The sequence below is a fragment of the Streptomyces mauvecolor genome (assembly GCF_039532965.1).
GTDB classification, from domain to species: Bacteria; Actinomycetota; Actinomycetes; order Streptomycetales; family Streptomycetaceae; genus Streptomyces; species Streptomyces violascens.
Window position 1 is genome coordinate 291984 of sequence record NZ_BAAASQ010000018.1, and the last position, 23897, is coordinate 315880.

Sequence of the window (23897 nt, forward strand, 5' to 3'; positions counted from 1 at the left end):
CCTGCTGCTTCAATGCGCAGGTGAGCGAAAGAGATGTACTGATCGATGTGCTCAGGGTCTTCTGCGGCCCCGACGGCCGGCACGGCAACGCCCTCGGAGTGGTGCGCGACGGCGCGACCGTGTCCGGTGAGGCGGCGCGACAGGAGCTGGCGCGTCAACTCGGCTTCAGCGAGACCGTGTTCGTGGACGACCCCGAGCGCGGCACGGTCGAGATCTACACCCCGGGAGTGCGCCTCCCGTTCGCCGGCCACCCGGTCGTCGGTGCCGCGTGGCTCCTGGACCTGGACGTCCTCGAACTCCCGATGGGCGACGTCTTCGCCCGCCAGGACGGCGAGTTCACCTGGATCACGGCCCGCGCCGACTGGGCCCCACCACGCACCCTGCGCCAGTACGCCTCGCCGGCCGAGGTGGACGCGTTGGCCGTTCCGGAGCCGGGGGAGTGGATCTACGCCTGGTCCTGGCAGGACGAGGCGGCAGGCCGCGTGAGGGCGAGGGCCTTCCCCGGCCGGGCCGACGGAATCGACGAGGACGAGGCAACGGGCGCAGCAGCCCTGCTCCTCACCCAGTCCCTGGGCCGAGCCCTGAACATCACCCAGGGCCGGGGCTCCCAACTCCTGACGGCCCCGGGCCCGGACGACACGATCGAGCTGGGGGGCCGGGTGCTGCTGGAGCGCGCCATGACCCGCCCCCCGTCCTGACATCGCGCGGATCCGCGACGGGTACTGGGTGCCCGTCAGGGGCGCGGGGCTGTGACATTCTGCGGCTCCACCGCGTGGGCGCGAGCACCACGCACGGCCCGAGGCCGAAAGAGGGTTGAGGGGCGCGGGGAACTGCGCGATCAGCCGCATACGGCCCGCAGGGAACATCGGGGTCAGGGGCGCGGGGAACTGCGCAAAGCACCCCCAGCCCCCCCCACACCCAAAACCTCGCCCCTCGCGGAGCGTTACGCGCCGGCCCGGAACAGCTTCCCCAGCTCCCTGAACACGGCCGTGTTCAAAGCAAAAGCCCGCTTGCACTCCTCGACAACCCGCCGCCGCTCCAGCTCATCCGCGCGCAGGGCGTCGAGCAGATCGCGATAACCCCGCTTGAACGCCGCCGGGTTGGCGATGCCCTCGAAGACGTAGAACCGTACGCCGTCGCCCTTGCGGGCAAACCCCCACGCGCGCTCCGCCTTGTCGCGGATGATCTGCCCGCCGGACAGGTCGCCGAGGTAGCGCGTGTAGTGGTGCGCCACATACCCGGCGGGCCAGTCCCGCGCGCACTCGGCGATGCGCGCCGCGTACGCGGCCGTCGCGGGCAGCGGGCTCGCGCCGCGCCGCCAGTCGGCGCCGCGCAGGTGGGCCAGGTCCCGCTCCAGGGAGGCCGTGCGCATCAGCTCGGGCTGTATGAACGGCCCCGCCACCGGGTCGTCGGCGAGCGCGGAGGCGCCCTCCTCCAGGGCCCGGTACACGAACCAGAGCTGCTCGGTGTAGCGGGCGTAGGCGTCGACCCCGAGCCGGCCGCCGAGCAGGTCGCCCATGAACGTCGACGTCTCCGCCTCCGTGTGCTGCTCGTGCGAGGCAGTACGGATGAGGGTGGAGAACGGCGTGGTCGCGGTGGTGGTCAAGGCGTGCCTCCGGGGACCGAGGGGTGCGGGAACCAGTGAGATCGTCTCAAGTTAGGCTTACCTAAGTCAACTGGTTCCCGACGTCCTGTCGGTAAAAACGTACCCGGTGGGGCCGGGGTGCGACACCTGATCGAAAAATCCCGCCCGGCCCGGAACTGCGGCACAGCGTTACGGCAGCGTGAGGATCTCCGCGCCGGTCTCCGTGACCACCAGCGTGTGCTCGAACTGGGCCGTGCGCCTGCGGTCCTTGGTGACGACCGTCCAGCCGTCCTCCCACATGTCGTACTCGTGGGTGCCCAGGGTCAGCATCGGCTCGATGGTGAAGGTCATGCCGGGCTTGATCACGGTGGTCGCGTGCGGGGCGTCGTAGTGCGGCACGATCAGGCCGGAGTGGAAGGCCGTGCTGATCCCGTGGCCCGTGAAGTCCCGTACGACGCCGTAGTCGAAGCGCTTGGCGTACGACTCGATGACCCGGCCGATGATGTTGATCTGGCGGCCGGGCCGGACCGCCTTGATCGCGCGGTTGAGGGACTCCCGGGTCCGCTCGACGAGCAGCTTGGACTCCTCGTCGACGTCGCCGCAGAAGTACGTGGCGTTGTTGTCGCCGTGCACGCCGCCGATGTACGCGGTGACGTCCAGGTTCACGATGTCGCCGTCCTTCAGGACGGTCGAGTCGGGGATGCCGTGGCAGATGACCTCGTTGACCGAGGAGCACAGCGACTTGGGGAAGCCGCGGTAGCCGAGCGTGGAGGGGTAGGCGCCGTGGTCGCACATGAACTCGTGAGCGACCCGGTCGAGCTCGTCCGTCGTCACCCCGGGCGCGATGTGCTTGGCCGCCTCCTCCATGGCCTGCGCCGCGATCCGGCCGGCGATCCGCATCAGCTCGATCGTTTCGGCGGTCTGCACTTCGGGGCCGGTGTACGGCGTGGGCATGGGCTTCCCGACGTACTCGGGACGCCGGATACGACCCGGGACGGAACGGGCCGGAGAGATCTCCCCGGGCACGAGCAGGGACTGCGACTTCGGCTGGCCAGACATGCCGGCGAGTCTATCGAGCGGGTGTGGGGCAGCATGGCCTTGAGGTCCCCGCCACCGTCCCAGGGAAGAGGCACCCATGGCTCTGTTCAAGAAGCGCACCGTCGGCAAACCCGGCGAGTGGTTCTACTGCCTGGTCCACCAGAAGGTCGAGGAGGGCCCCGAGTGCCCGGCCAAGGACCGCTTCGGGCCGTACTCGACTCGCGAGGAGGCCGAGCACGCGATGCAGAGCGCGCAGGAGCGGAACCTGGAGTGGGAGAACGACCCCAAGTGGCACGACAAGTCGGCGCCGCAGGACGGCGGCACCGACTAGGCCCGCCCCGCCGGGCAGGTGCTAGACCGCCGTGGCGGTGGGCTGCCCCGCCGCCCGGCGGCGGGCCGCGTCCTCGTCGGTCGCCGAGTCGTAGGTGATCAGCTGGGGCAGCGCCGCGGCGAGCAGTCCCACCGCCGCCACGCACGCCACCCCGCCCGACCACACCGCCGCCCTCGTCCCGGTCCAGCCGGCCATCGCGCCCGCCCGGACCTGGCCGAGCTGCGGGCCGACGCTGTACGAGAGCACCTCTATGCCGGCCAGGCGGCCGCGCAGCTCCTCGGGGATCGTCTGGTTCCAGATCGTGGAGCGGCCGAGGCCGCTCAGCATGTCGCCGGCGCCCGCCACCGCGAGACAGGCGAGCACCAGCCACACGTTGCCGAAGAGACCCGCCCCGGCCATCGCCGTACCCCAGACGACCGCCCCGACCACCACGAACAGGCCGTGCCGCCGCACCCGCGAGGTCCAGCCGCTGGTCAGGCTGAGCAGCACCGAACCGACCGAGCCCGCCGCGTACATCAGACCCAGCGACCAGTCGGCGCCCAGGCTGTCGGCGAGGAACGGGAAGATCGCGTTCGGGAAGGCGAAGAACATCGCGGCCAGGTCGATCGCATAGGTCCCGAGCAGCACCGGGCGCGACCACGCGTAGCGGGCGCCCTCCGCGATGCCGCGCAGCGAGGGCTTCTGGGCGTCGTGGGCCGGGGGTGCCGGGGTCAGCCGGGCGCACATCGCCACCGAGACGGTGAAGGTGCCGATCGTCGTCGCGTACGCCGTCGCCGTGCCCGCGTACGCCACCACCAGGCCGGCCAGCGAGGGTCCCGCGATCGCGCCGAGCTGCCAGCGCAGGGCGTTGAGCGCTGCGGCCGCCGGCAAGTGGTCGTGCGGCACGATCCGGGCCATCAGCGAGTCGAGCGCCGGGCGCTGCAGACCGGCGAGGGCCGAGACGCCCGCGGCCACCACGTACAGCGGCCAGAGCACGGGGTCCGGGAGCAGCGCGTTGACCAGCAGGATCAGCGCGAGCAGACCGAGACCGGCCTCGGTGGCGAGGATCACCTTGCGGCGGTCCACGGCGTCCGCGAGGGCGCCGCCGTACAGGCCGAAGAGGACCAGCGGCACCAGTTCCACCGCGCCCATCGCACCCACCGCGAGCGGTGAGTCGGTCAGCTCCTTGATCTGCAGCGGCAGCGCGACCATCGCCATGAAGCTGCCGAAGTTGGTGATCAGGCCCTGCACCCAGAGCAGCCGGAAGTCGGCCGAGGCCCGCCAGGGGGCGAGGTCGGGCAGGATCGAGCGGAGTCGGGACGCGGGAAGTTCTTCGGGCACGAGCGGCCATGCTCCGCACCCGGAGCGCCGGAGGCAAACGAATTAACGGTGCCCGCGCGATCCCGTCGAGGATTCACGGACGAGGGCTCACCAGCGCCCCGGCGGCGGCGCCGTCAGCTGGTCGGCGAGCCGGCCGAGCCGGTCGCGGAAGCGGCCCGTACCGCGCTGCGGGGGCAGGGTGTTCTCGCCCGCGGCGGCGCTGACCAGGTGCTGCACGGTGTCCAGGTCGAGCTCCGCGTCCGAAGCCACCGTCAGGGACTCGTGGACCAGGCCCCGCACCTCGCGGTCGCCGCCGTCCAGGGCGAGCACGGTCGCCCCCGCCCGGCGGGCGTCGTGGACGCGCTCAAGGAGCCCGTCGGCGGGCCGGTCGGGCGCCACCACGAGCAGCGTCTCGCCGCGCCGGGCCGCTTCGAGACGGCCGAGCCCGACGGACAGATGGGGCGGCCCGCCCGGCTCGACGCGGTGGCGCACCAGCGTCGGGCTCAGTTCGGGAAGCCCCGACCAGGCCGCCTCGTCGGTGAGGTGGGCGGCCAGGTGCCACGGTTCGTACCGCTCGGTGCCGACCAGGAGCAGCCCGCCGCCGTGCGGTACGACGGACGAGCGGAGCACGCCCGCGAAGCGGCGGGTGGCTCGCAGCCACTCCGTCCCGGCGAGCACTTCCCGCAGCAGGGCGACCCGTACGGCATCCATGACCGGCAGCCTGCCGCATCCCTCCCGTGCGCGGGGGCCGAACCGGGCTTCGTCATCCGGACGAAGGGCCCTGCTACGGCCGAGTAGGGTCGCCCTCATGACTTCCACTGACAACGCCGGTAACGCATCGAAGCCCGCCGCGAAGGACCCCTGGGAGCTTCCGGACGTCTCCGGCCTCGTCGTCGGCGTGCTCGGCGGCACCGGCGACCAGGGCCGCGGCCTCGCCTACCGGCTCGCCCGGGCCGGCCAGAAGGTGATCATCGGCTCGCGCGCCGCCGAGCGGGCCCGGGCCGCGGCCGACGAGCTCGGCCTCGGCATCGAGGGCGCCGACAACGCCGAGTGCGCGCGGCGCAGCGACATCGTGATCGTGGCGGTGCCGTGGGACGGCCACGCCAAGACGCTGGAATCGCTGCGCGAGGAGCTGGCGGGCAAGCTCGTCGTCGACTGCGTGAACCCGCTCGGCTTCGACAAGCAGGGCGCGTACGCCCTCAAGCCCGAGGAGGGCAGCGCCGCCCAGCAGGCCGCCGCCCTGCTGCCGGACTCCCGGGTGACGGCCGCCTTCCACCACCTGTCCGCGGTGCTGCTCCAGGACGCGTCCATCGAGGAGATCGACACGGACGTGATGGTGCTGGGCGAGGTCCGCGCCGACACCGACCTCGTGCAGGCCCTGGCCGGGCGCATCCCCGGGATGCGCGGCGTCTTCGCGGGGCGGCTGCGCAATGCCCACCAGGTGGAGTCGCTCGTGGCCAACCTGATCTCGGTGAACCGCCGCTACAAGGCGCACGCGGGGCTGCGCGTCACCGACGTCTGAGGACGGCGGGGCATGGTGGACACTGGACGGGTGGGTGCGAAGGCGCCCGCCCGTCCGCTTTCACGTTCCACCCCGTTCGACCTGAGTGCCGAAGTACCCGACAGGAGCCGACCTCCATGCCCCGCCTCGCTCTGTACGCCCTCGTCGTCTGTGTCCTCGCCGTCGTCGCGGCCGTGGTCTCCTTCGCCCAGGGCAGCTGGCTCGGAATCGTCTGGGTGCTGCTCGTCGGACTCTCGTCCAACATGACCTGGTACTACGTGCGCCGGGGCCGCGCCGCTAGCCCTGCGGAGTGAGCGAGAGGCTCGGCATGTCCGGCCAGAACTGGTAGAGGCTGCGGCCCGTCGCCGCGTCCACGTCGGACACCCCGAGCCCGTCCAGGATCGCGTAGACCAGCCGGAAGAACTCCTGGTTGATCTCGGGGACCCAGAGCAGCGCGAACACGGCGAGCAGGCCGAACGGCGCGAACGGCTCGACCTGGCGGCGGGCCGAGTGCGACAGCCACGGCTCGATGATCCCGTACCCGTCCAGACCCGGCACCGGCAGGAAGTTCAGCAGCGCCGCCGTCACCTGGAGCAGCGCCAGGAAGGCCAGCGCGTTGCGGAAGTCGGCGGGCACCCCGTCGAGCGCGTGCAGCCAGAACGGGGCTGTGCACACGATCGCGAACAGGACGTTGGTGAGCGGGCCCGCCGCCGAGATCAGGCTGTGCCTCCAGCGGCCCCGGATGCGGCCCCGCTCGATGAACACGGCGCCGCCGGGCAGACCGATGCCGCCCATGATCACGAAGATGACCGGCAGCACGATCGACAGCAGCGCGTGCGTGTACTTCAGCGGGTTCAGCGTGAGATAGCCCTTGGCGCCCACCGTGATGTCCCCGCCGTGCAGCGCGGTGCGGGCGTGCGCGTACTCGTGCAGGCACAGCGAGACGACCCACGCGGACGTCACGAACAGGAACACCGCGAAGCTGCGGGACGAGGCGTAACTCGTCCACACCGCCCACCCGGAGACCGCCATGACGGCGACGATCCCGAGGAAGACCGGGCTGATCCGCCGGTCGTGGTGGCGGGAGGTCGTGGTGGCCATGCCGTGGACTCCAGTGGCTGGTGGGACGGTCGAGCGGGACGCGCCCGACCGTACAGGGCCCGAGTGTGCGGGACGCGCCCGACCGTACAGGTGCTGAGCGTCAAACGTCCCGGGAAGGGGCGGGAGTTCCGCACCGCGAGCCCGGGTCCCTGCCGTGTCGACGAGAATGGGGGGCGTGCGCTACCGGATTCTCGGCAACACCCAGGTCCACCACCTCGACGGCAGTCCCGTCGCCCTCGGCGGTGCGCGGCTGCGCGCGCTCCTGACGGTGCTCGCGCTGCGGCCGGGCCGGGCCGCCCCGGTGGGCGTCCTCGTCGGCGAGGTGTGGGGCGACGAACCGCCCGCCGACGCCCCGGCCGCGCTCCAGGCGCTGGTCGGCCGGCTGCGCCGGGTGCTCGGCCACGACGCGGTCTTCTCCGCGGACGGCGGCGGATACGGGCTGGCCGCCGAGTCCGACGCCGTCGACCTGCACCGCTTCGAGCGGCTCACCGCCGACGGCGCCCGCGCCCTGGAGGAGGGCGACCCGGCGAAGGCCGTGACGCTGCTCGACGACGCGATCGCGCTCTGGGCGGGACCGGCGCTCGCCGACCTGCCCGACCCCGGCGCCCTCGCCTCCCGCGCCGAGGCCCGCAGGCTGGATGCCCGGCGGCTGCGGCTCGCCGCCGCCCTCGCGCTCGGCCGGGCCGGGGAGACGCTGGCCGAGCTCGCCGCGCTGTGCGCGAGCCACCCGCTCGACGAGCCGCTGCACGTCCTGCGCATCCGGGCGCTGCGGGCCGCGGGCCGCCCCGCCGAGGCGCTCGCCGCGTACGAGGGTGTGCGCACCACGCTCGCCGAGGAGCTCGGCGCCGATCCCGGGCCGGAACTCCGCGCCATCCACGCCGAGTTGCTGAACCCGGCGGCCGCTCCCGCCCCGGCGGCCGTCCCCGCGGCCGCCGCGGTGCACGGCAATCTGCGGGCCCGGCTCACCTCCTTCGTCGGGCGCGAGGCCGAACTCGCGGACATCCGCGGCGACCTCGAATCCGCACGCCTCGTCACCCTGCTCGGGCCCGGTGGGGCCGGCAAGACCCGGCTCTCGCAGGAGGCCGCCGAGGGCGCCGCGGCCTGCTGGCCGGACGGGGTGTGGCTGGCCGAACTCGCGCCCGTGGACGACCCGGCCGGGGTGCCCGCCGCCGTCCTCACCGCCGTCGGCGCCCGCAAGACGGTGCTGCACTCGGCGGGCGCCGAGGAGCTGCGGGCCGCCGACCGGCACGCGGACGACCCGCTGGTCCGGCTCGCCGAGCACTGCGGGCCGCGCCGCATGCTGCTGCTCCTGGACAACTGCGAGCACGTGATCGGCGCCGCCGCCGAACTCGCCGAGTACCTCCTGGCCCGCTGCCCGCACCTGGTCGTCCTCGCCACCAGCCGTGAACCGCTGGGCGTGCCGGGGGAGTTGGTGCGTCCCGTCGAGCCGCTGCCCGCGCCGTTCGCGCTGCGGCTGCTCGCCGAGCGGGGAGCCGCCGCCCGGCCCGGCTTCCGTGTCGAGGACGATCCGGACGCCGCCGCCGAGATCTGCCGCCGCCTGGACGGACTTCCGCTCGCCATCGAGCTGGCCGCCGCCCGCCTCCGCATGCTGACGCCTCGTCAGATCGCGGACCGGCTCGACGACCGCTTCCGCCTGCTCACCAGCGGCAGCCGTACGGTGCTGCCGAGGCAGCAGACCCTGCGGGCCGTCGTCGACTGGTCCTGGGACCTCCTGGAGGCGCCCGAACGCGCGGTGCTCGGCCGCCTCGCCGTCTTCGCGGGCGGCTGCGACCTGGCGGCGGCCGAGGCGGTGTGCGCCGAGGGCGACGGCCTCGACGCCCCGGACGTGCCCGCCGTGCTCGGCTCGCTGGTCGACAAGTCGCTCGTCGTGGCCGCGCCCGACGATACCGGCGAGATGCGCTACCGGCTGCTCGAAACCGTCGCCGAGTACGCGACGGAGCGGCTTGAGGCCGCCGGGGACCGCGGCGCCGCCGAGCGCCGGCACCTCACGTACTACCGCGAATTCGCCCGCCGCACCGACGTCGGCCTGCGCGGCCCCGGACAGCGGGGAGCGATCGACGCCTTCGAGCGCGAGTACGAGAACCTGCGCACCGCGCTGCGCCGCTCCGTCGCGCTGCGCGACGAGGAGGAGGCGCTCTGCCTGGTGCACGCCCTGCTCTGGTACTGGCAGATGCGCGATCTGCGTGCCGAGTCGCGCCACTGGGCGCAGGAGGCGGCGGCTCTCGGTCCCGACCCGTTCGCGCCGCCCGTGACACCCGCGCCGCCGGTCTACGTCCAGTGCACGGACGCCCCGCCGCCGCTCGACCCCGAGGTGCTCCAGGAAGCCCGGCGCGGCGTGCGGCTCGTCCAACTGGCCGCCATGGACCACGAGATGGACCAGTGGACGACGCCGCAGGCCGCCGAACGGCTCCGCGCGATCGTCTCCGCCTACCGCCCCGGCCTGCCGCAGACCTGCCGGATGCCGGGCTCGCTCTGGTTCTTCCCCGTGGTGCTCACCGGCGACCAGGCCCGGCTGAAGGAGGTCCTCGACGCGACCGTCGAGGCCACCGAGGAGCTCGGCTACGAGTGGGAGCTGGCCGCCGCCCTCCAGATGCGCGCCAACGTCCTGGCCAACCGGACCGAGTGGGCCGGTGACGCGACCGCCGACGCCGACGCCAGCCTCCTGCTCTTCCAGCGCCTCGGGGACGCCTGGGGCTCGGCCGAGGCACTGGGTGCCAGGGGCGAGGCGCGCGAGAAGCGGGGCGACTTCGGCCGGGCCGCCGAGGACTTCACGGCCGCCCTGCGCCACGCCGAGCAGCTCGGCGCCCAGGCCCAGGTGACCCTCCTCAAGGCGCGGCTCGCCTCGGTCCTCCTGGAGATGGGGGAGGGCGAGCGCGGCGAGGCCATGCTGCGCGAGATCCTCGCCGACGGGAACCGGGAGGGCGTCGAGGCACGGCCCGCGGCCCGGCTCTTCCTCACCATGTGGCTCGGCCGCACCGGCCGGATCGACGAGGCGCGCGAGCAGGTCGAGGTGATGCTCAGGGAGTTCAGCTCCGCCAACCTCGTCCTGTTCGAGGGGTTCGTCCTGGGCGTGCGGGCCTGGCTGGACAACGTGCAGGGCCGGTACGCCGACGGGCTCGCGGGCGCCCTGGTCGCGCTGGACCGGGCCCAGGGGCCGCTCTCGCGGATGGTCGCGCCCGAGATGATCGCCGTCCACATGCTCACCGCGTCCTGCGCGATCGCCGGACACGGCGGCCGCGGCAACGGCGAGGACGCGGCCCGCCTCGTCGGCGCGCACGACGCGCTGCTCCCGGTCGGCCACTTCCTGGCGCCCCTGCAGGTGGAGCAGCGGGCCGAGGCCGAGCGGGCCGCCCGCGCCCTGCTGGACGAGGCCGCGTACGAGGCCGGGTACGCCGAGGGCGGCGGCCTCTCCGTGGAGGAGGCCACCGCCCTCGTGCGACGCGATCGCAAGAAGTGACGTGCCGTCAGGCTCAGGTGCGCTTGCGGAACTTGGCGACCGCCAGCGGGGCCATCACCGCCGTGATGCCGACCGACCAGGCAAGCGTCATCAGCGCGGAGTGGGCGACCGGGCCGCCGGTCATCAGGCCGCGGGCCGCGTCCGCGAGGTTGGACAGCGGGTTGTAGTCGGTGAAGGACTGCAACCAGCCCGGCATCGTGGTCGGCTTGGCGAAGATGGACGAACCGAACTGCAGCGGCATCAGCACGAGCATGGCCACTCCCTGGACGGCCTGGGCCGTCTTCATGGTGAGTCCGAGCAGGATGAAGATCCACATGAGGGACGCGCCGAACACCAGCGACAGACCGACCGCCGCGAGCAGGCCCCAGACCGAGGTGCTGATGCTGAGGCCCAGGATGAAGCCCATGATCAGCAGGATCGTGGTGGCGACCAGCATGCGGCCGACCTCGACGAGCATCTTGGCGATCAGGACGGACGACCGCGCGATGGGCATCGTCCGGAAGCGGTCCATCACGCCCTTCTTGAAGTCGTCGTTGACGCCGGTGCCGACCGCCATCGCGATGTTCAGGCCCATCATCGCCATCAGGCCGGGCACCAGGTAGTTGACGTACGCCTCCTGGTTGCCGCTGCCGAACATCGCGCCGCCGAAGACGTACACGAACAGCAGGATGAAGATGATCGGCATCAGGACGGCGTCGAACATCGACTCCGGGTCGGCCTTGATCTGGAGCATGTTGCGGCGCGCCAGGGCGCCGATGTGGCGCAGGTTCGCCCGCAGCCCGATGCGTACGTCGTCGGACCCGGCGGCCTGCCGCGGGCGCGAAGGGGTCTGCTGGACAGGCGCTTCGACAGTGGTGGTGGTGCTCATGCCGCGACCTCCTCGGTCTCACGGGTGGTGTCCTGGGCGGCGCTGCTCTTCTGGCCGGTGATGGCCAGGAACACCTCGTCCAGGCTGGGCAGATGGGTGCCTATGTGGGCGATGCCGTAGCCGCGCGCCCCCAACAGGCCGACGACGGCGGTCAGTTGCTCGTCGCTGAGGATCGGCACATTGAGCACGCCCTCGTCGGGGACGACCTGGGTGCCCAAGACGCCGTCCAGGCCCGCCTCGGTGACGGCCCGCGCCATCGCGCCCAGCTGGTCCGGGTCGGTGGGCCGGATCTGCAGGGTGCGGCCGCCGACCTTCGCCTTCAGCTCGTCGACCCCGCCGTTGGCGATGACCTTGCCGTGGTCGATGACGGTGAGCTCGCTCGCCAGCTGCTCGGCCTCCTCCATGTACTGCGTGGTCAGCAGCACGGTGGCGCCCTCGGCGACCATCCGGCGCACCTCGTCCCACACCTCGTTGCGGGTGCGCGGGTCCAGGCCCGTGGTCGGCTCGTCCAGGTAGAGCACGGCCGGGTGGCCGATCATGGAGGCGGCCAGGTCGAGCCGGCGCCGCATGCCGCCCGAGTACGTCATCGCGGGGCGCTTGGCGGCGTCCGTGAGCGAGAAGCGCTCCAGGAGCTCGTCCGCGCGGGCCCGCGAGTCCTTGCGGGACAGGTCGAGCAGCCGGCCGATCATGTACAGGTTCTCGCGGCCGGAGAGCTTCTCGTCGACCGAGGCGTACTGCCCGGTCAGGCCGATGGTGCGGCGCAGCTGGCGGGGCTGCTTCACCACGTCGAAACCGGCCACGGTCGCGCTGCCGGAGTCCGGCACGAGCAGGGTGGACAGGCAGCGTACGAGGGTGGTCTTGCCGGCGCCGTTCGGTCCGAGGACACCGAGCACGGTGCCTTCGCGGACGTCCAGGTCGACGCCGTCCAGCGCCTTGGTGTCGCCGAAGTGCTTCACCAGCCCCCGTACGGAGACGGCGGTGCCGGCGGCAGCACCGGCCCCGCTGTTCATGGGCTTCTTGTCGATTCGCGTCATGTCCACCAAGGTGCCAGCCGCCACCGACATTCCACCGACAGAGCACCGACAGCCCGGGGACAACCGCCTGCGGCCCTGTGGACAACCGGGCCCACAGACGACGGACAGCCCGCCGATGGGGGAAGTCGGCGGACTGTCGTCGTGACCGCAGTGGCTAGTGGAAGGTGTGCTCCTCGGCCGGGAACGCCCCGCCGACGACCTCCCCGGCGAACGCCTTCGCGGCGTCCCCGAGGGACTCGCGCAGGTTCACGTACTGCTTGCTGAAGCGGGGGGCCTTTCCGGCGGTCAGGCCCACCATGTCGGTGTAGACGAGCACCTGCGCGTCGCACTCCGCGCCCGCGCCGATGCCGACGGTCGGGATGTGCAGCGTGCGGGTGACCTCGGCGGCGAGCTCGGCCGGGACCAGCTCCAGGACGATCGCGAAGGCCCCCGCGTCCTGCACGGCCTTGGCGTCGCGCAGCAGCTGGTGCGCCGCCTCGTCGCCGCGGCCCTGCACCCGGTAGCCCAGCGTGTTCACGGACTGCGGGGTGAGGCCGATGTGGCCCATGACCGGGATGCCCGAGTCGACGAGCAGCCGGATCTGCTCGTGGCTGCGCTCGCCGCCCTCCAGCTTGACGGCGCCGACGCCCGCGTCCTTCACCAGGCGCATGGCGCTGCGGAGCGCCTGCACCGGGCCCTCCTGGTACGAGCCGAAGGGCAGGTCCGCGACGACGAGGGCGCGCGAGCTGCCCCGTACGACGGCGGCGGAGAGCAGGGTGATCTCGTCCATGGTGACCGGGACGGTCGTCTCGTAACCGAGGTGGCAGTTGCCCATCGAGTCGCCGACGAGCAGCACCGGGATCCCGGCCTCGTCGAAGACGGACGCGGTCATCGCGTCGTAGGCGGTGAGCATGGGCCACTTCTCGCCGCGCGCCTTGGCGGCGGCGATGTCGTGCACGGTGATGCGCCGGGTGCCCTTGCCTCCGTACAGCGCCTTGGGATTGCTGCTGTCGGGCGCCTTGGGGGCAGCCTGAAGTTGTTGCGTCATCGCAACGGCTCCTGTTCGTCATCTCGAAGCGCCCTTACGGCGTCTCCGGACCACATCCATGGTGGCATCCCGTGCCCTGTGCCGGGAAGTGGGTGGCACGGGACGGCGCACCGGGCCGGAAACACGAACCGGTGTCCGAAAAGTAAAGACCTTGCTATACGAGACGGTCTCGTATCGAAATGGCTCTAGGCTGGACGGCATGTCAACCACGCCTGCCGCGTCCGGCGCCCCGGCCGCACCTCGGATACCCGAAGCCGTCCACCGCCGACGCTGGGCGATCCTCGCCGTCCTGATGCTCAGCCTGCTGATCGTCGTCCTGGACAACTCGATCCTGAACGTCGCCGTCAAGACGATCGCCAGCCCCGCCCCCACCGGCCTCGGCGCCACCCAGAGCGAGCTGGAGTGGGCGATCAACGCCTACACCCTCGTCTTCGCCGGGCTGCTCTTCACCTCCGGCCTCCTCGGCGACCGGCTCGGCCGCAAGAAGATCCTGCTCTTCGGCATCACGGTCTTCGGCCTCGGCTCGGTGCTCGCCGCGTTCTCGACCTCGCCGGACCAGCTCATCGCGTTCCGCGCCCTGATGGGCCTCGGCGGCGCCTTCGTGATGCCCGCCACCCTCGCCGTCCTCATGAACGTCTTCGAGCGCGAGGAGCAGCCCAAGGCGATCGGCATCTGGGCCGGCGGCGTCGGCCTCGCCATCGCGATCGGCCCGATCACCGGCGGCGTGCTGCTCCAGCACTTCTGGTGGGGCTCGGTCTTCCTGGTCAACGTGCCGGTCGTGATCATCGCCCTGATCGCGATGGTCCTCCTCGTACCGGACTCCAAGGACCCCAACCCCGGCAGGCTCGACCCGGTGGGCGTGCTCCTGTCCGTCGTGGGCCTCGTCCTGCTGGTGTACGGCATCATCCACGGCGGCCAGCTGGCCGACTTCACCGACACGACGGTCCTCGCCACGACCCTCGCCGGTGTCGCGGTCCTGGTCGGCTTCGTCCTGTACGAGAAGCGTGTCGACCACCCCGCGATCGACATCGACTACTTCAAGAAGCCCGCCTTCTCGGCCGCCGTCGTCGCCATCGCGCTGACCTTCTTCGCGCTGATGGGCGTGACCTTCTTCTCGGTCTTCTACATGCAGAGCGTGCGCGGCTACAGCGCTCTCCAGTCCGGCCTGCTCATCCTGCCGCTGGCCGCCGCCCAGATGATCTTCGCGCCGCGGGCCCGGCTGGTCGTCGACCGGTTCGGCGCCCGGGCCGTCTGCACCGCCGGACTGATCCTGGTGGCGATCGGCCTCGCGGCCTTCGGCCTGTTCGACGTGAACACGCCGATCTGGGTCATGGAGGTCGTCTTCTTCATCCAGGGCGCCGGAATGGCGCACATCATGCCGCCCGTCACCGTCTCGATCATGCAGTCGCTGCCGCGCGAGAAGGCCGGTTCGGGCTCGGCCGTCAACAACACCTTCCGCCAGGTCGGCGGCGCGCTCGGCGTCGCCGTGCTCGGCTCGGTGCTCTCCACCGTCTACCGCGGTGACATCGAGGGCCACCTCGGCGCGGTCCCCGAAGGGGCGCGCAAGGCGGCCGGCGAGTCCATCGAGGCGACCCTCGGCATCGCCGAGCGGATGGGCCCCGCGGGCAAGGCCCTCATCGCCCCGGCCAACGACGCCTTCATCCACGCCATGCACATCACGGCCCTCGCCTCGTCCGGCGTGGCCCTGCTCGGCGCGGTGGTCGTCGCCCTGTTCCTGCCCGGGAAGCCGCCCGCGGCCCCGGCGCCCAGGGCGGAGGACCGCCCCGCCGAGGCCGCCCGCAGCTAGGGGACGGACCTTCGGGACAATCGGCGGGTCGGTGAGAAGAAGCGGAGCGGGCGTGACCCTGATGGACAAGCAGTGCAAGGCCGGCGAACAACGGCGCGGGCGGCCCCGCTCCGAAGCCGCCGAACGCCAGATCCTGGAAGCCGTGATCAAGCTGCTTGAGGAGGGCGTCCCGCTCGCCGACCTCTCCATCGAACGCATCGCCCGCACCGCGGGCGTCGGCAAGGCCACCATCTACCGGCGCTGGGCCGGCAAGGAGGAGCTGTACGTCGAGGTCGTCCAGTCCATGGAGTCGCCGGCCCCGCCGCTGCCCGGCCACTCCCTGCGCGACGACCTCGTCTGCATGGTGGAGAACGTGCGTCAACGCAGCGTCGCCAAGCAGTCCTCCGCCCTTCTGCACAACGTCTTCGCGCAGATGCAGAGCTATCCCAAGCTCTGGTCGAAGTACCACAGCCTGGTCATCGACCCCCGCCGTGAGCTCCTCGACGAGGTGCTGCGGCGGGGCGTCGAGAACGGCGAACTCCGCGCCGGGATCGACCTGGACATGGCCGCCGACCTCTTCGTCGCCCCGATGCTGGTGCGCACCATGATGCGGCCCGGCGGCGAACTGCCCGGGCCCGAACTCGCCGAGCGCATCGTGGACGCCGTCCTCGAAGGGCTGCGCCCGCCCCGCTGAATATGCGCGTTGTGTCACAGGGGCCCGTGCCGGGCCCCGACACGGAACCCGCCGCCGCGCCCGGTCGTCCTGCGGGGCGTACGGATGCCGTACGCGAGGTACGGCGGCAGGGAATCCCACCCGTTTTCGCCTAGGGTCGAACGGCGGGGACGATGTGCGGAAAACAGCAGTGAGGACAGCGGTATGGCGCGGGCGTACATGACGGAGACGGGCGACGGAAGCGCGGAGGGCGAGCGCACCGGGTCCCGGTTCCGCCGCCTGGCCGACGGCTGGCGCGGCGATCCGGGCATCTGGCGCCGCGGCCTGGTCCTCGCGGGGCTCGCCGTCGTGATCGCGCTCGTGATGATCCTGCACGCCCGGATCCCCAACTCGGTGGGCAACCTCGGCTCGCTCTCGGAAACGTTCCTGCCGTGGCTCGGCGTGTTCCTGCCGGTCCTCCTCGGGCTCGCGCTGTGGCGCCGCTCGGCGACCGCGCTGATCGCGCTGCTGCTCCCGGTGATCGTCTGGTTCAACGTGTTCGGCGGCCTCCTCCTCACCGACAAGCAGGGCTCCGGCGGCAACCTGGTCGTGGCCACCCACAACGTGAACGCGGACAACCCCGACCCGGCCGGCACCGCCCGCCAGGTCGCGGCCTCCGGTGCGCAGGTGCTCGCCCTGGAGGAGATCCCGGGCGACAAGGTCGAGACGTACAAGAAGGCGCTGGCCGACATCTACCCGTACCACTCGGTGCAGGGCACGGTGGGCCTCTGGTCCAAGTACGAGCTCAGCGACAGCAGGCCCGTCGACATCAAGATGGGCTGGACGCGCGCGATGCGCTCGACGGTGAAGACCCCGGCCGGCGATGTCGCCGTGTACGTCGCCCACATGCCTTCGGTACGGGTCAAGCTGAACGCCGGGTTCACCGCCAACCAGCGCGACAACAGCGCCTACACGCTGGGCGAGGCGATCTCCGCCGAGCCCGTCAAGAAGGTGGTCCTGCTCGGCGACCTGAACGGCACGATGAACGACCGCTCCCTGAACAACATCACCGCCCAGATGCGCTCCACGCAGGGCGCCGCGGGCGACGGCTTCGGCTTCACGTGGCCCGCCGCGTTCCCGATGGCACGCATCGACCAGATCATGGTCAAGGGCCTTGAGCCGAAGTCGTCGTGGACCCTCCCGGAAACGAAGAGCGACCATCTGCCGATCGCGGCCCGCTTGCAGGTGTAGCCCTGGGCGACCCAAGAAGCGGGGCCCAGGGCTCGGCCCGGGGAGGCTCACCCCAACTCGCGCCAGCGGTTGGTGATGGGCAGGCGGCGGTCCTTGCCGAAACCCTTCGCCGAGATCTTCGTCCCCGGCGGATACTGCCGCCGCTTGTACTCCGCCGTGTCCACCATCCGCAGCGTCCTGCCCACGAGCTCCGCGTCGTACCCGGCCGCCACGATCGCGTCGGCGCCCTGGTCCCGGTCGACGTACAACGCCAGGATCGCGTCCAGGACCGGGTAGTCGGGCAGCGAGTCGGTGTCGACCTGGCCGGGGCGGAGTTCGGCGCTGGGGGGCTTGGTGATGGAGTTCTCCGGGATCGGCGGCGTCTGGCCGCGCTCGGCCGCCGCCCGGTTGCGCCACTCGGCGAGCCGGAACACCGCGGTCTTGTAGACGTCCTTGATCGGCCCGTACGCGCCCACCGAGTCGCCGTACAGGGTCGAATAGCCCACTGCCAGCTCGGACTTGTTGCCCGGGGCGAGCACGATGTGGCCCTCCTGGTTGGAGAGCGCCATCAGCATCGTGCCGCGCAGCCGCGACTGGAGGTTCTCCTCGGCGAGCCCGGTGAGGCCGAGCGAGCCCATGTAGGCGTCGAACATCGGCTCAATGGGGACGGTGCGGAAGTTCAGCCCGGTACGCCGGGCCAGTTCGGCCGCGTCGCCCCGGGAGTGCTCCGAGGAGTACTTCGACGGCATCGACACGCCGTACACGTTGGCCGCGCCCAGCGCGTCGCAGGCGATCGCGGCGACCAGCGCCGAGTCGATGCCGCCGGACAGGCCGATCAGGACGGACCGGAAGCCGTTCTTCGCGGCGTACGCGCGCAGACCCACGACCAGCGCCGAGTAGACCTCCTCGTCGTCGTCGAGCCGCTCGGCGTAACCGCCGGTGAGCTCCGGCTCGTACGCCGGGACCGGCTCCTCGGAGACCACCACGTGGTCGATGCGCAGGCCGTCGTCGACCACGCCGGACGGCGCCGGGCCCGCGGCCGGGAGCTCCAGGTCGAGGATGACCGAGCCCTCGCTGAACTGCGGGGCGCGCGCCACGACTTCGCCGCCCGCGTCCACGACGATCGAGTCGCCGTCGAAGACCAGCTCGTCCTGGCCTCCGATGGTCGCCACGTACGCGAGCGTGCAGCCGGCCTCCTGGGCGCGCTTGCGGACCAGGTCGAGGCGGGAGTCGTCCTTGTTCTGCTCGTACGGCGAGGCGTTGATGGAGATCAGCAGGCCCGCGCCCGCCGAGCGGGTGGCCGGGACGCGGCCGCCGTCCTGCCACAGGTCCTCGCAGATGGCGAGGGCCACGTCGATGCCGCGCACCCGCACGACGGGCAGGGTGTCGCCCGGCACGAAGTAGCGGAACTCGTCGAACACGCCGTAGTTGGGCAGATGGTGCTTGGCAAAGGCCAGCACCACCCGGCCGCCGTGCAGCACCGCCGCCGCGTTCTGCGGGGCGCCCGCCGGCCGGCCGAGCCGGTACCCGGCGCCGGGGGAGCGGTCCAGGTACCCGACGACCACGGGGATCTCCCCGAAGCCCTCCCGCTCCAGGCGCGCCGCGAGCGCGGCGAGTGCCTGCCGGGACGCCTCGACGAAGGACGATCTGAGGGCCAGGTCCTCGACGGGGTAGCCGGTCAGCATCATCTCGGGGAACGCGACGAGGTGCGCCCCCTGCTCGGCGGAGTGCCGTGTCCAGTGCACGATCGCCTCGGTGTTGCCGGAGATGTCCCCGACGGTCGAGTCGATCTGATTCAGGGCGAGACGTAGTTGAGGCACGCGGCCCAGTGTAATCGTCAATGCGACGCGATGGGGTGGTGAGCGGCGATACGGGGCGCCCGTTCGGGCGCCCCGCGGGCCTGGCGCAGCGGCGGCCGGTGGCTCTCCGGCGGCCCTCCGGCGGCAGGGTCAGTCGGTGACCGGGCTCGGGTCGCTGTCGGTGCCGCTTCCGGCGCCTGGGCCCGTTCCCGTACCTGGGCCGGTACCGGTGCCGACCGGTCCGCTCCACACCGTCTCGTCGTACTTCAGGGTCTGCGGCCCGATCTGGAAGTCCACGGTCCTGGACTCCGGGGGCACGGAGAAGGCGAACTTGCCCGTGGCGCGGCCGCCCGGCTCCAGGGCGCCCGCGAACATGCTCGTCGCGTGCTCGTCGTCGTATATCGCCTCGGCCTCGATACCGTCCGCGCCGCGCACGGTCGGCACCGCCGACGTGATGTCGATCGACTCGGCGCTGTCGTTCACGAGGGTGACGGTGAAGCGGAGCGCCCGGTTGCCCTTGCGGTGGCCCGACGCGGACGCGTCCGGGGTGTACGGGGCCGGCTTGGAGACGGTGACCTTCACGCCGTCCGGGTAGGCGTGCGTCGCCCCGAACGGCTGCGGCTTCCGGGCGGGCGGGGCGCTCGGCGCCGGATTCGGGCTGGGCGCGGAGGACGAGGCGGCGCCCGGCGGCGCCTTGGGTATGGTGCCGCCCGGGCTCTTGGCGGCGTCCTTCACGAACACCGCGGTGAGCAGAAGGCCGACGATCCCGAGCACGGTCGCGATGCCGCCGAGGACGCTCCCGGCCAGCGCCACACCCTTGTTGGTGGCCCCTCTTCTGCGCGCCCGGCGGTGCCCGGCGAGCCCGAGGACCACGGCGAGGACCCCGAGCGTGCCCGAGAGCCAGAACAGGAAGGGCACGAGGCCGAAGCCCACCCCGACGACGCCGAGGACCAGCGAGGCGGCGCCGAGACCGTTACGGGCCTGCTGTGCGGGGGCCTGCGGAGGACCCGGGCGACCGGGTGGCGGCGGCCCCCACTGCGGCTGGCCGGGGGAGTTGACGGGCACGGTCATGGGGGAGTCCTTCGGTGATCCATTTTTTCGGATCACCCTACGGCCCGACGTGCGCGACCCCGCCGCCGAGCCGAGGATGGGCGCATGACGACCACGGATGCCTCCGATGAAGAACTCGTCGCGGACGAAGGGACAAAACGGCAGTTCGTCTCCTGGGTGACGCTGGGCCTGATGACGACGGCATCCGTCGCGAGCCTGCGCCCCTCCCCTTCCATGGCCATCTACGGCCTCGCCGCGATTTTCCTCTACCTCCTGCCGGCCCTCGTCTTCCTGCTCCCGACCGCGCTGGTCGGCGCCGAACTCGCCTCCGGCTGGACCGGCGGCATCTACCGCTGGGTGAGCGAGGCGCTGGGCAAACCGCTCGGGTTCCTCGCGGTCTGGTGCCAGTTCGCCATGACGATCGCGTACTACCCGAGCCTGCTCGCGTACGTCGCCTCGACCTTCGCGTACGTCATCGACCCGAGGCTGGCCGAGAACGGGCCGTACGTCGCCGTCGTGATCGTGGTCATCTACTGGACCGGCGTGTGGATCTCGTCGCGCGGCACGAAGACGGTCGCGGGACTCAGCTCCATGGGGCTCGTCATCGGCACGCTCGTCCCGGGCGTGGTCCTGGTGGCCCTCGGCTTCGTCTTCCTCGGGCAGGGCAACCCGTCGGCGGCGCCGATGAGCGCCTCGCACTGGCTGCCGCCGTGGACCGGGCTCGCCAGCCTGGTCCTGATCGTCAACAACTTCCTGTCGTACGCGGGCATGGAGATGAACGGCGTCCATGTGTCCTCGCTGCGCGACCCCGGGCGCGAGTACCCGAAGTCCATGTTCCTGGCGACCGGCCTGGTGCTGCTGATCTTCATCTTTCCGGCCCTGGCCATCTCCTGGGTGATGCCGTCGTCGCAGCTCAGCCTCACCGCCGGTCTGATGCAGGCCTTCCAGGCGTTCTTCGACCACTTCCACATCGGCTGGATGACCAAGGTGGTCGGCGTGATGCTGGTGGCGGCCGCGCTCGGCGGCATGCTGACCTGGCTCGCGGGACCGGCCAAGGGCCTGGTGCTGCTGTCCCGTCAGGAGGGCTATCTGCCGCCGGTGTTCCAGAGGCTGAACAAGTACGGCACGCCGCGGAACATCATGGTCGCGCAGGGCGTCGTCACCACCCTGATCGGCATCCTGTACGCGTTCAGCGGCGACGTGTCGAGCGCGTACTGGATGTTCTCCGTCATCACCGTCCAGATCTATCTGATCGCCTATCTGCTGATGTTCGTGGCGGTGGTCAGGCTGCGCAGGACCCGGCCCGAGGTGGAGCGGGGGTTCCGGGTCCCGGCGGTCGCGTGGGTCGCCGGCACCGGGTTCGTGGCGTCGGTGGCCGCGCTGTTCATCGGGTTCGTCCCGCCGGACCAGTTCGGCAACCAGCCGCTCTGGCGCTATCTGCTGATCGTCGGCGGCGGGCTGCTCGTGCTCGGCCTCCTCGCGCCGCTGGCCTTCCTGAAGTTCCGCAAGCCGAGCTGGGTGCATCCGGACCATCAGTAACCGCGGCCACCCCCGTAACATTGGCCCCACTATGTCCCGCAGTGGTGTGCGAACCCGGCCCGTGGCCGTCCTGCTCGCGCTCGGCGCCCTCGCCTACACGGCCTGGGTGCTCGAACTCGTCTTCCAGACCGGCCTCGATCCGATCCAGGCGTACGTGAGTGAACTCGCCGCGGCCGACCAGCCGCTGGGCGGCCTCTTCCGCGCCACCGACCTGACGGCGGGGCTCCTGGTCCTGGCCGCCGCGGCGTGCGCGCTCTGGCGCTGCGACCGACGGCGCTGGTCGCTGGCGGGCTGGTCGGGCCTCGCGCTGTTCGGCGCGGCCACGGCGGTCGACTCCCGCCTCCCGCTGAGCTGCGCCCCGACCGCCGACCCGGTGTGCGCGGCCCGCGAAACAGCGGGCCTGGTCCCGGCGACGCACACCGCGCACGCGGTGAGCAGCAGCCTCGCGATGGTGGGGGCGCTGACGGGCGTGGTGGCCCTGACGGTCGCCGCCCGCCGCTACGGCTGGTGGCCGCTGCTCGGCGTACGCCTCGGCCCGGTGCTGGTGGTCCTTGAACTGGCGGCCACGGCCTGGACGTTGGCATCGGTGGCGGCCTTCCAGGCGGGCCGCGGCACCTGGGCCCTCGGGGCGGGCCAGCGGCTTCAGGTCCTGGTGGTGGCGGTTTGGCTGGGGGCGTTGGCGGTTTCGGTGGGGAGGGAGAGGCGGGCATGGCGTTCGTGAGGGTCGGCGGAGTCGCGCACCACGTGGTCGTCGAGGGGGCCGGGCCGCTCGTGGTGCTCAGCGCGGGGCTCGGCATGAGCTGGTTCGACTGGGACCCGGTGGTCCCGCTGCTCACCCCGGACCACACGGTCGTACGCTTCGACCGGCCCGGGCACGGTCTCTCCGGGCCGGCCGTGGTGCCGCCGACCGCCGCGGGGGAGGCACACCGGATCGCGGGGCTCCTCGACGCGCTGGGCGCGGCCGGGCCCGTGACGGTGGTCGGCCACTCCATCGCCGGGTTCCATGCGGAGGCCTTCGCGCGGCTGTACCCGTCCCGTACGGCGGGGCTCGTCCTGGTCGACTCCAGCATCGAGGAGGCCGCGCGCCCTCCGGCCGCCCCGGGGCTGCGGCTCGCTTTCGCGCAGGCGGTGGGGGCGGTGCTGTGCGGCGCGGGGGTGCCCGCCGCGCTCGGCCCCGCGGTCCGCCGGGCCACGGTCCGCGCGTCCCGCACGGGGGGTGGCGATCCGGCCCCGCGCGCCTTGGTACGCCGCTGCTACGGCACCTCGCGGGTGCTGCGCGGAATGATCCTGGAGAACGCGCGGTACGGGGCGATGGCAGCGGAACTCCTTGTGCTGCGCCGCCGGTTGCCGCTTCCGGCGGCCCCGGTGACGGTACTGGCGGGCGGTGCGGGAGGCGGGCCCTGGATCGACCGACAGCGCGGCTTGGCGGCGGCGCTGGGAGCGAGCTTCCACGTGGCGGACGGGGCGGGCCACTTGGTGATGCTGGACCGGCCGGGGGCGGTGGCGGGGGCGATTCCCCCCACCCCGCCCCTTCCCGAAACCCGCCGGGGGTGAACGGTCTGCCTGCGCCCCGGAAGCCGTGACCTGGGGCTCCGCCCCAGACCCCGAAACCCCCACCCCACCCCTTCCCGAAGATTTGAGGGCTGTGTCCACCACCTCACCACCCCCTGCGGCTCTGCTCCGCCGGCGAGTGCAGGAACGGGGCAAGACGTGGTGCGGCTGGTGCCCAGCGGGCTTCCCTGCCTCCGGGGTGGACCTGGACCATGTGTGCCCGCTGTCCCTCGGTGGCGAAGACATGGACAGCAATGTGCACGTGCTGTGCCACGGGTGCCACCACCTCAAGACGGCAACGGAGTTCGGAGCCGGACGTGTTGCGGCGTGACATGGCTCCGCCCCGGCACAGCGTCGGCGCAGGTTCCGGGGCGAGGGGGTGCGGGTCAGCGCACGCGGTGGTTGCTCGAGTCGGCGATGTAGACGTCGCCCCCCTGGCCAACCTCCACACCCTGCGGGTAGTAGAGCCGGGCGGACATCGCAGGACCAGCGTCTCCAGAGAATCCGGCCACGCCGACGCCCGAAACTGTGGTGATATCGCCGCTGGTGACATCGAGCCTCTTGGGCTGTACCTGGTTCGCGGTGTAGGCGGCGAGAATGTTGCCGCTGCCGTCGATCAGTTGGATCACGGCAGGGAATGCGCCTCCTTCTGCCCCGACCAGCACGGGGACACCGTCCCGGTAGTGCAGGCCCAGCGTGCTTACCTCCCCGGGCTCGACCTCCTCCGCCTGGAGGATGGTCAGCCCGCTCTCCTGCGGCGGAATGATCACAAGGCTGCTGTCTTCCGGCGCTGCCTGCCCGTCGGACATGAGTCCACCCCTCTGTAGTCGATCGCCTACTTTCTGTCGCCGATCCTTGCATGGCGCGATCACGGCGAACCAGGCGGATTCCAGCCAGCAGCACGGAAGTCGGCGGCACCCCACCCCACCGGAGGTGATCCCCCCTGCCCCGAAAACCCCGCCTCCCCGTGCCCTGTCCCCGGGTGCCCCGAGCTGACCAGAGATGGGCGCCGCGAGAGGCGCACGGCA

General features: G+C 72.0%; 23 protein-coding genes. 12 read left to right on the forward strand and 11 right to left on the reverse strand.

Annotation, left to right across the window (positions count from 1 at the left end):
* The first annotated feature begins 20 nt into the window (after window positions 1–20).
* Complete coding sequence (locus tag ABD346_RS24370; protein WP_344377644.1) at window positions 21–698, forward strand: PhzF family phenazine biosynthesis protein; 678 nt, start codon at window positions 21–23, stop codon at window positions 696–698.
* Window positions 699–943: 245 nt separating this feature from the next.
* Here the strand turns inward: ABD346_RS24370 and ABD346_RS24375 are convergent, their stop codons facing one another.
* Together ABD346_RS24375 and map are read right to left on the reverse strand one after the other, a co-directional pair.
* Window positions 944–1606 carry a biliverdin-producing heme oxygenase gene (locus ABD346_RS24375; protein ID WP_344377646.1) on the reverse strand — a complete coding sequence of 221 codons (663 nt, stop codon included), beginning with the start codon at window positions 1604–1606 and terminating at the stop codon, window positions 944–946.
* A gap of 168 nt (window positions 1607–1774) precedes the next feature.
* The gene (gene map / locus ABD346_RS24380) at window positions 1775–2644 is read right to left on the reverse strand and encodes a type I methionyl aminopeptidase (protein ID WP_344377648.1); all 870 of its coding nucleotides are present in this window, start codon (window positions 2642–2644) and stop codon (window positions 1775–1777) included.
* A gap of 76 nt (window positions 2645–2720) precedes the next feature.
* On the opposite strand from map, the gene ABD346_RS24385 reads away from it, so the two are divergent.
* Complete coding sequence (locus tag ABD346_RS24385) at window positions 2721–2954, forward strand: hypothetical protein (protein WP_344377651.1); 234 nt, start codon at window positions 2721–2723, stop codon at window positions 2952–2954.
* 21 nt (window positions 2955–2975) lie between these two features.
* Here the strand turns inward: ABD346_RS24385 and ABD346_RS24390 are convergent, their stop codons facing one another.
* Window positions 2976–4274: an MFS transporter gene (locus ABD346_RS24390; RefSeq protein ID WP_344377653.1), complete on the reverse strand. Its 1299-nt coding sequence runs from the start codon at window positions 4272–4274 to the stop codon at window positions 2976–2978.
* 87 nt (window positions 4275–4361) lie between these two features.
* A complete protein-coding gene (locus ABD346_RS24395) occupies window positions 4362–4964 on the reverse strand; it encodes a hypothetical protein (protein WP_344377656.1) in 603 nt (200 codons plus the stop codon).
* A 97-nt stretch (window positions 4965–5061) separates the two neighbouring features.
* On the opposite strand from ABD346_RS24395, the gene npdG reads away from it, so the two are divergent.
* A complete protein-coding gene (npdG, locus tag ABD346_RS24400; protein WP_344377657.1) occupies window positions 5062–5775 on the forward strand; it encodes an NADPH-dependent F420 reductase in 714 nt (237 codons plus the stop codon).
* Between the two features lie 116 nt (window positions 5776–5891).
* Window positions 5892–6068, forward strand: coding sequence for a hypothetical protein (locus tag ABD346_RS24405; RefSeq protein ID WP_344377659.1), 177 nt, complete (start codon window positions 5892–5894; stop codon window positions 6066–6068).
* Here the strand turns inward: ABD346_RS24405 and ABD346_RS24410 are convergent.
* The gene (locus tag ABD346_RS24410; protein WP_344377660.1) at window positions 6052–6855 is read right to left on the reverse strand and encodes a site-2 protease family protein; all 804 of its coding nucleotides are present in this window, start codon (window positions 6853–6855) and stop codon (window positions 6052–6054) included. The two genes, ABD346_RS24405 and ABD346_RS24410, sit on opposite strands and share 17 nt — an antisense overlap.
* 166 nt (window positions 6856–7021) lie before the next feature.
* Here ABD346_RS24410 and ABD346_RS24415 point away from each other — a divergent pair, with 166 nt between their 5' ends.
* On the forward strand, window positions 7022–10333 hold the full coding sequence (locus ABD346_RS24415; RefSeq protein WP_344377712.1) for an AfsR/SARP family transcriptional regulator: 3312 nt from the start codon (window positions 7022–7024) through the stop codon (window positions 10331–10333).
* 13 nt (window positions 10334–10346) lie between these two features.
* On the opposite strand, the gene ABD346_RS24420 is transcribed toward ABD346_RS24415, so the two are convergent.
* From ABD346_RS24420 to panB, 3 genes are all read right to left on the reverse strand, one after another.
* The gene (locus ABD346_RS24420; protein ID WP_344377661.1) at window positions 10347–11201 is read right to left on the reverse strand and encodes an ABC transporter permease; all 855 of its coding nucleotides are present in this window, start codon (window positions 11199–11201) and stop codon (window positions 10347–10349) included.
* On the reverse strand, window positions 11198–12235 hold the full coding sequence (locus ABD346_RS24425; protein WP_344377662.1) for an ATP-binding cassette domain-containing protein: 1038 nt from the start codon (window positions 12233–12235) through the stop codon (window positions 11198–11200). Before ABD346_RS24425 ends, ABD346_RS24420 begins: the two co-directional genes overlap by 4 nt.
* A 154-nt stretch (window positions 12236–12389) precedes the next feature.
* Window positions 12390–13262, reverse strand: coding sequence for a 3-methyl-2-oxobutanoate hydroxymethyltransferase (gene panB, locus ABD346_RS24430; protein WP_344377663.1), 873 nt, complete (start codon window positions 13260–13262; stop codon window positions 12390–12392).
* Between the two features lie 199 nt (window positions 13263–13461).
* On the opposite strand from panB, the gene ABD346_RS24435 reads away from it, so the two are divergent.
* From ABD346_RS24435 to ABD346_RS24445, 3 genes are all read left to right on the forward strand, one after another.
* Complete coding sequence (locus tag ABD346_RS24435) at window positions 13462–15069, forward strand: MFS transporter (protein WP_344377665.1); 1608 nt, start codon at window positions 13462–13464, stop codon at window positions 15067–15069.
* Between the two features lie 61 nt (window positions 15070–15130).
* On the forward strand, window positions 15131–15742 hold the full coding sequence (locus tag ABD346_RS24440; protein WP_344377713.1) for a TetR/AcrR family transcriptional regulator: 612 nt from the start codon (window positions 15131–15133) through the stop codon (window positions 15740–15742).
* Window positions 15743–15925: 183 nt separating this feature from the next.
* Window positions 15926–16951, forward strand: coding sequence for an endonuclease/exonuclease/phosphatase family protein (locus ABD346_RS24445; RefSeq protein WP_344377666.1), 1026 nt, complete (start codon window positions 15926–15928; stop codon window positions 16949–16951).
* A 47-nt stretch (window positions 16952–16998) separates the two neighbouring features.
* Here the strand turns inward: ABD346_RS24445 and ABD346_RS24450 are convergent, their stop codons facing one another.
* Entirely contained in the window at window positions 16999–18750 is a 1752-nt protein-coding gene (locus ABD346_RS24450) for an NAD+ synthase (protein ID WP_344377668.1), read from the reverse strand.
* Window positions 18751–18879: 129 nt separating this feature from the next.
* Complete coding sequence (locus tag ABD346_RS24455) at window positions 18880–19800, reverse strand: DUF4190 domain-containing protein (protein WP_344377669.1); 921 nt, start codon at window positions 19798–19800, stop codon at window positions 18880–18882.
* A gap of 84 nt (window positions 19801–19884) precedes the next feature.
* Between ABD346_RS24455 and gadC the strand changes: the two genes are divergently transcribed.
* From gadC to ABD346_RS24475, 4 genes are all read left to right on the forward strand, one after another.
* On the forward strand, window positions 19885–21318 hold the full coding sequence (gene gadC, locus ABD346_RS24460; RefSeq protein ID WP_344377671.1) for a glutamate/gamma-aminobutyrate antiporter GadC: 1434 nt from the start codon (window positions 19885–19887) through the stop codon (window positions 21316–21318).
* 31 nt (window positions 21319–21349) lie between these two features.
* Window positions 21350–22039 carry a DUF998 domain-containing protein gene (locus ABD346_RS24465; RefSeq protein ID WP_381226598.1) on the forward strand — a complete coding sequence of 230 codons (690 nt, stop codon included), beginning with the start codon at window positions 21350–21352 and terminating at the stop codon, window positions 22037–22039.
* The gene (locus tag ABD346_RS24470) at window positions 22027–22872 is read left to right on the forward strand and encodes an alpha/beta fold hydrolase (protein ID WP_344377675.1); all 846 of its coding nucleotides are present in this window, start codon (window positions 22027–22029) and stop codon (window positions 22870–22872) included. Before ABD346_RS24465 ends, ABD346_RS24470 begins: the two co-directional genes overlap by 13 nt.
* 136 nt (window positions 22873–23008) lie before the next feature.
* Complete coding sequence (locus ABD346_RS24475) at window positions 23009–23200, forward strand: HNH endonuclease (RefSeq protein WP_344377714.1); 192 nt, start codon at window positions 23009–23011, stop codon at window positions 23198–23200.
* A 55-nt stretch (window positions 23201–23255) separates the two neighbouring features.
* On the opposite strand, the gene ABD346_RS24480 is transcribed toward ABD346_RS24475, so the two are convergent.
* Entirely contained in the window at window positions 23256–23678 is a 423-nt protein-coding gene (locus ABD346_RS24480) for an NHL repeat-containing protein (RefSeq protein ID WP_344377676.1), read from the reverse strand.
* Window positions 23679–23897: the final 219 nt, after the last annotated feature.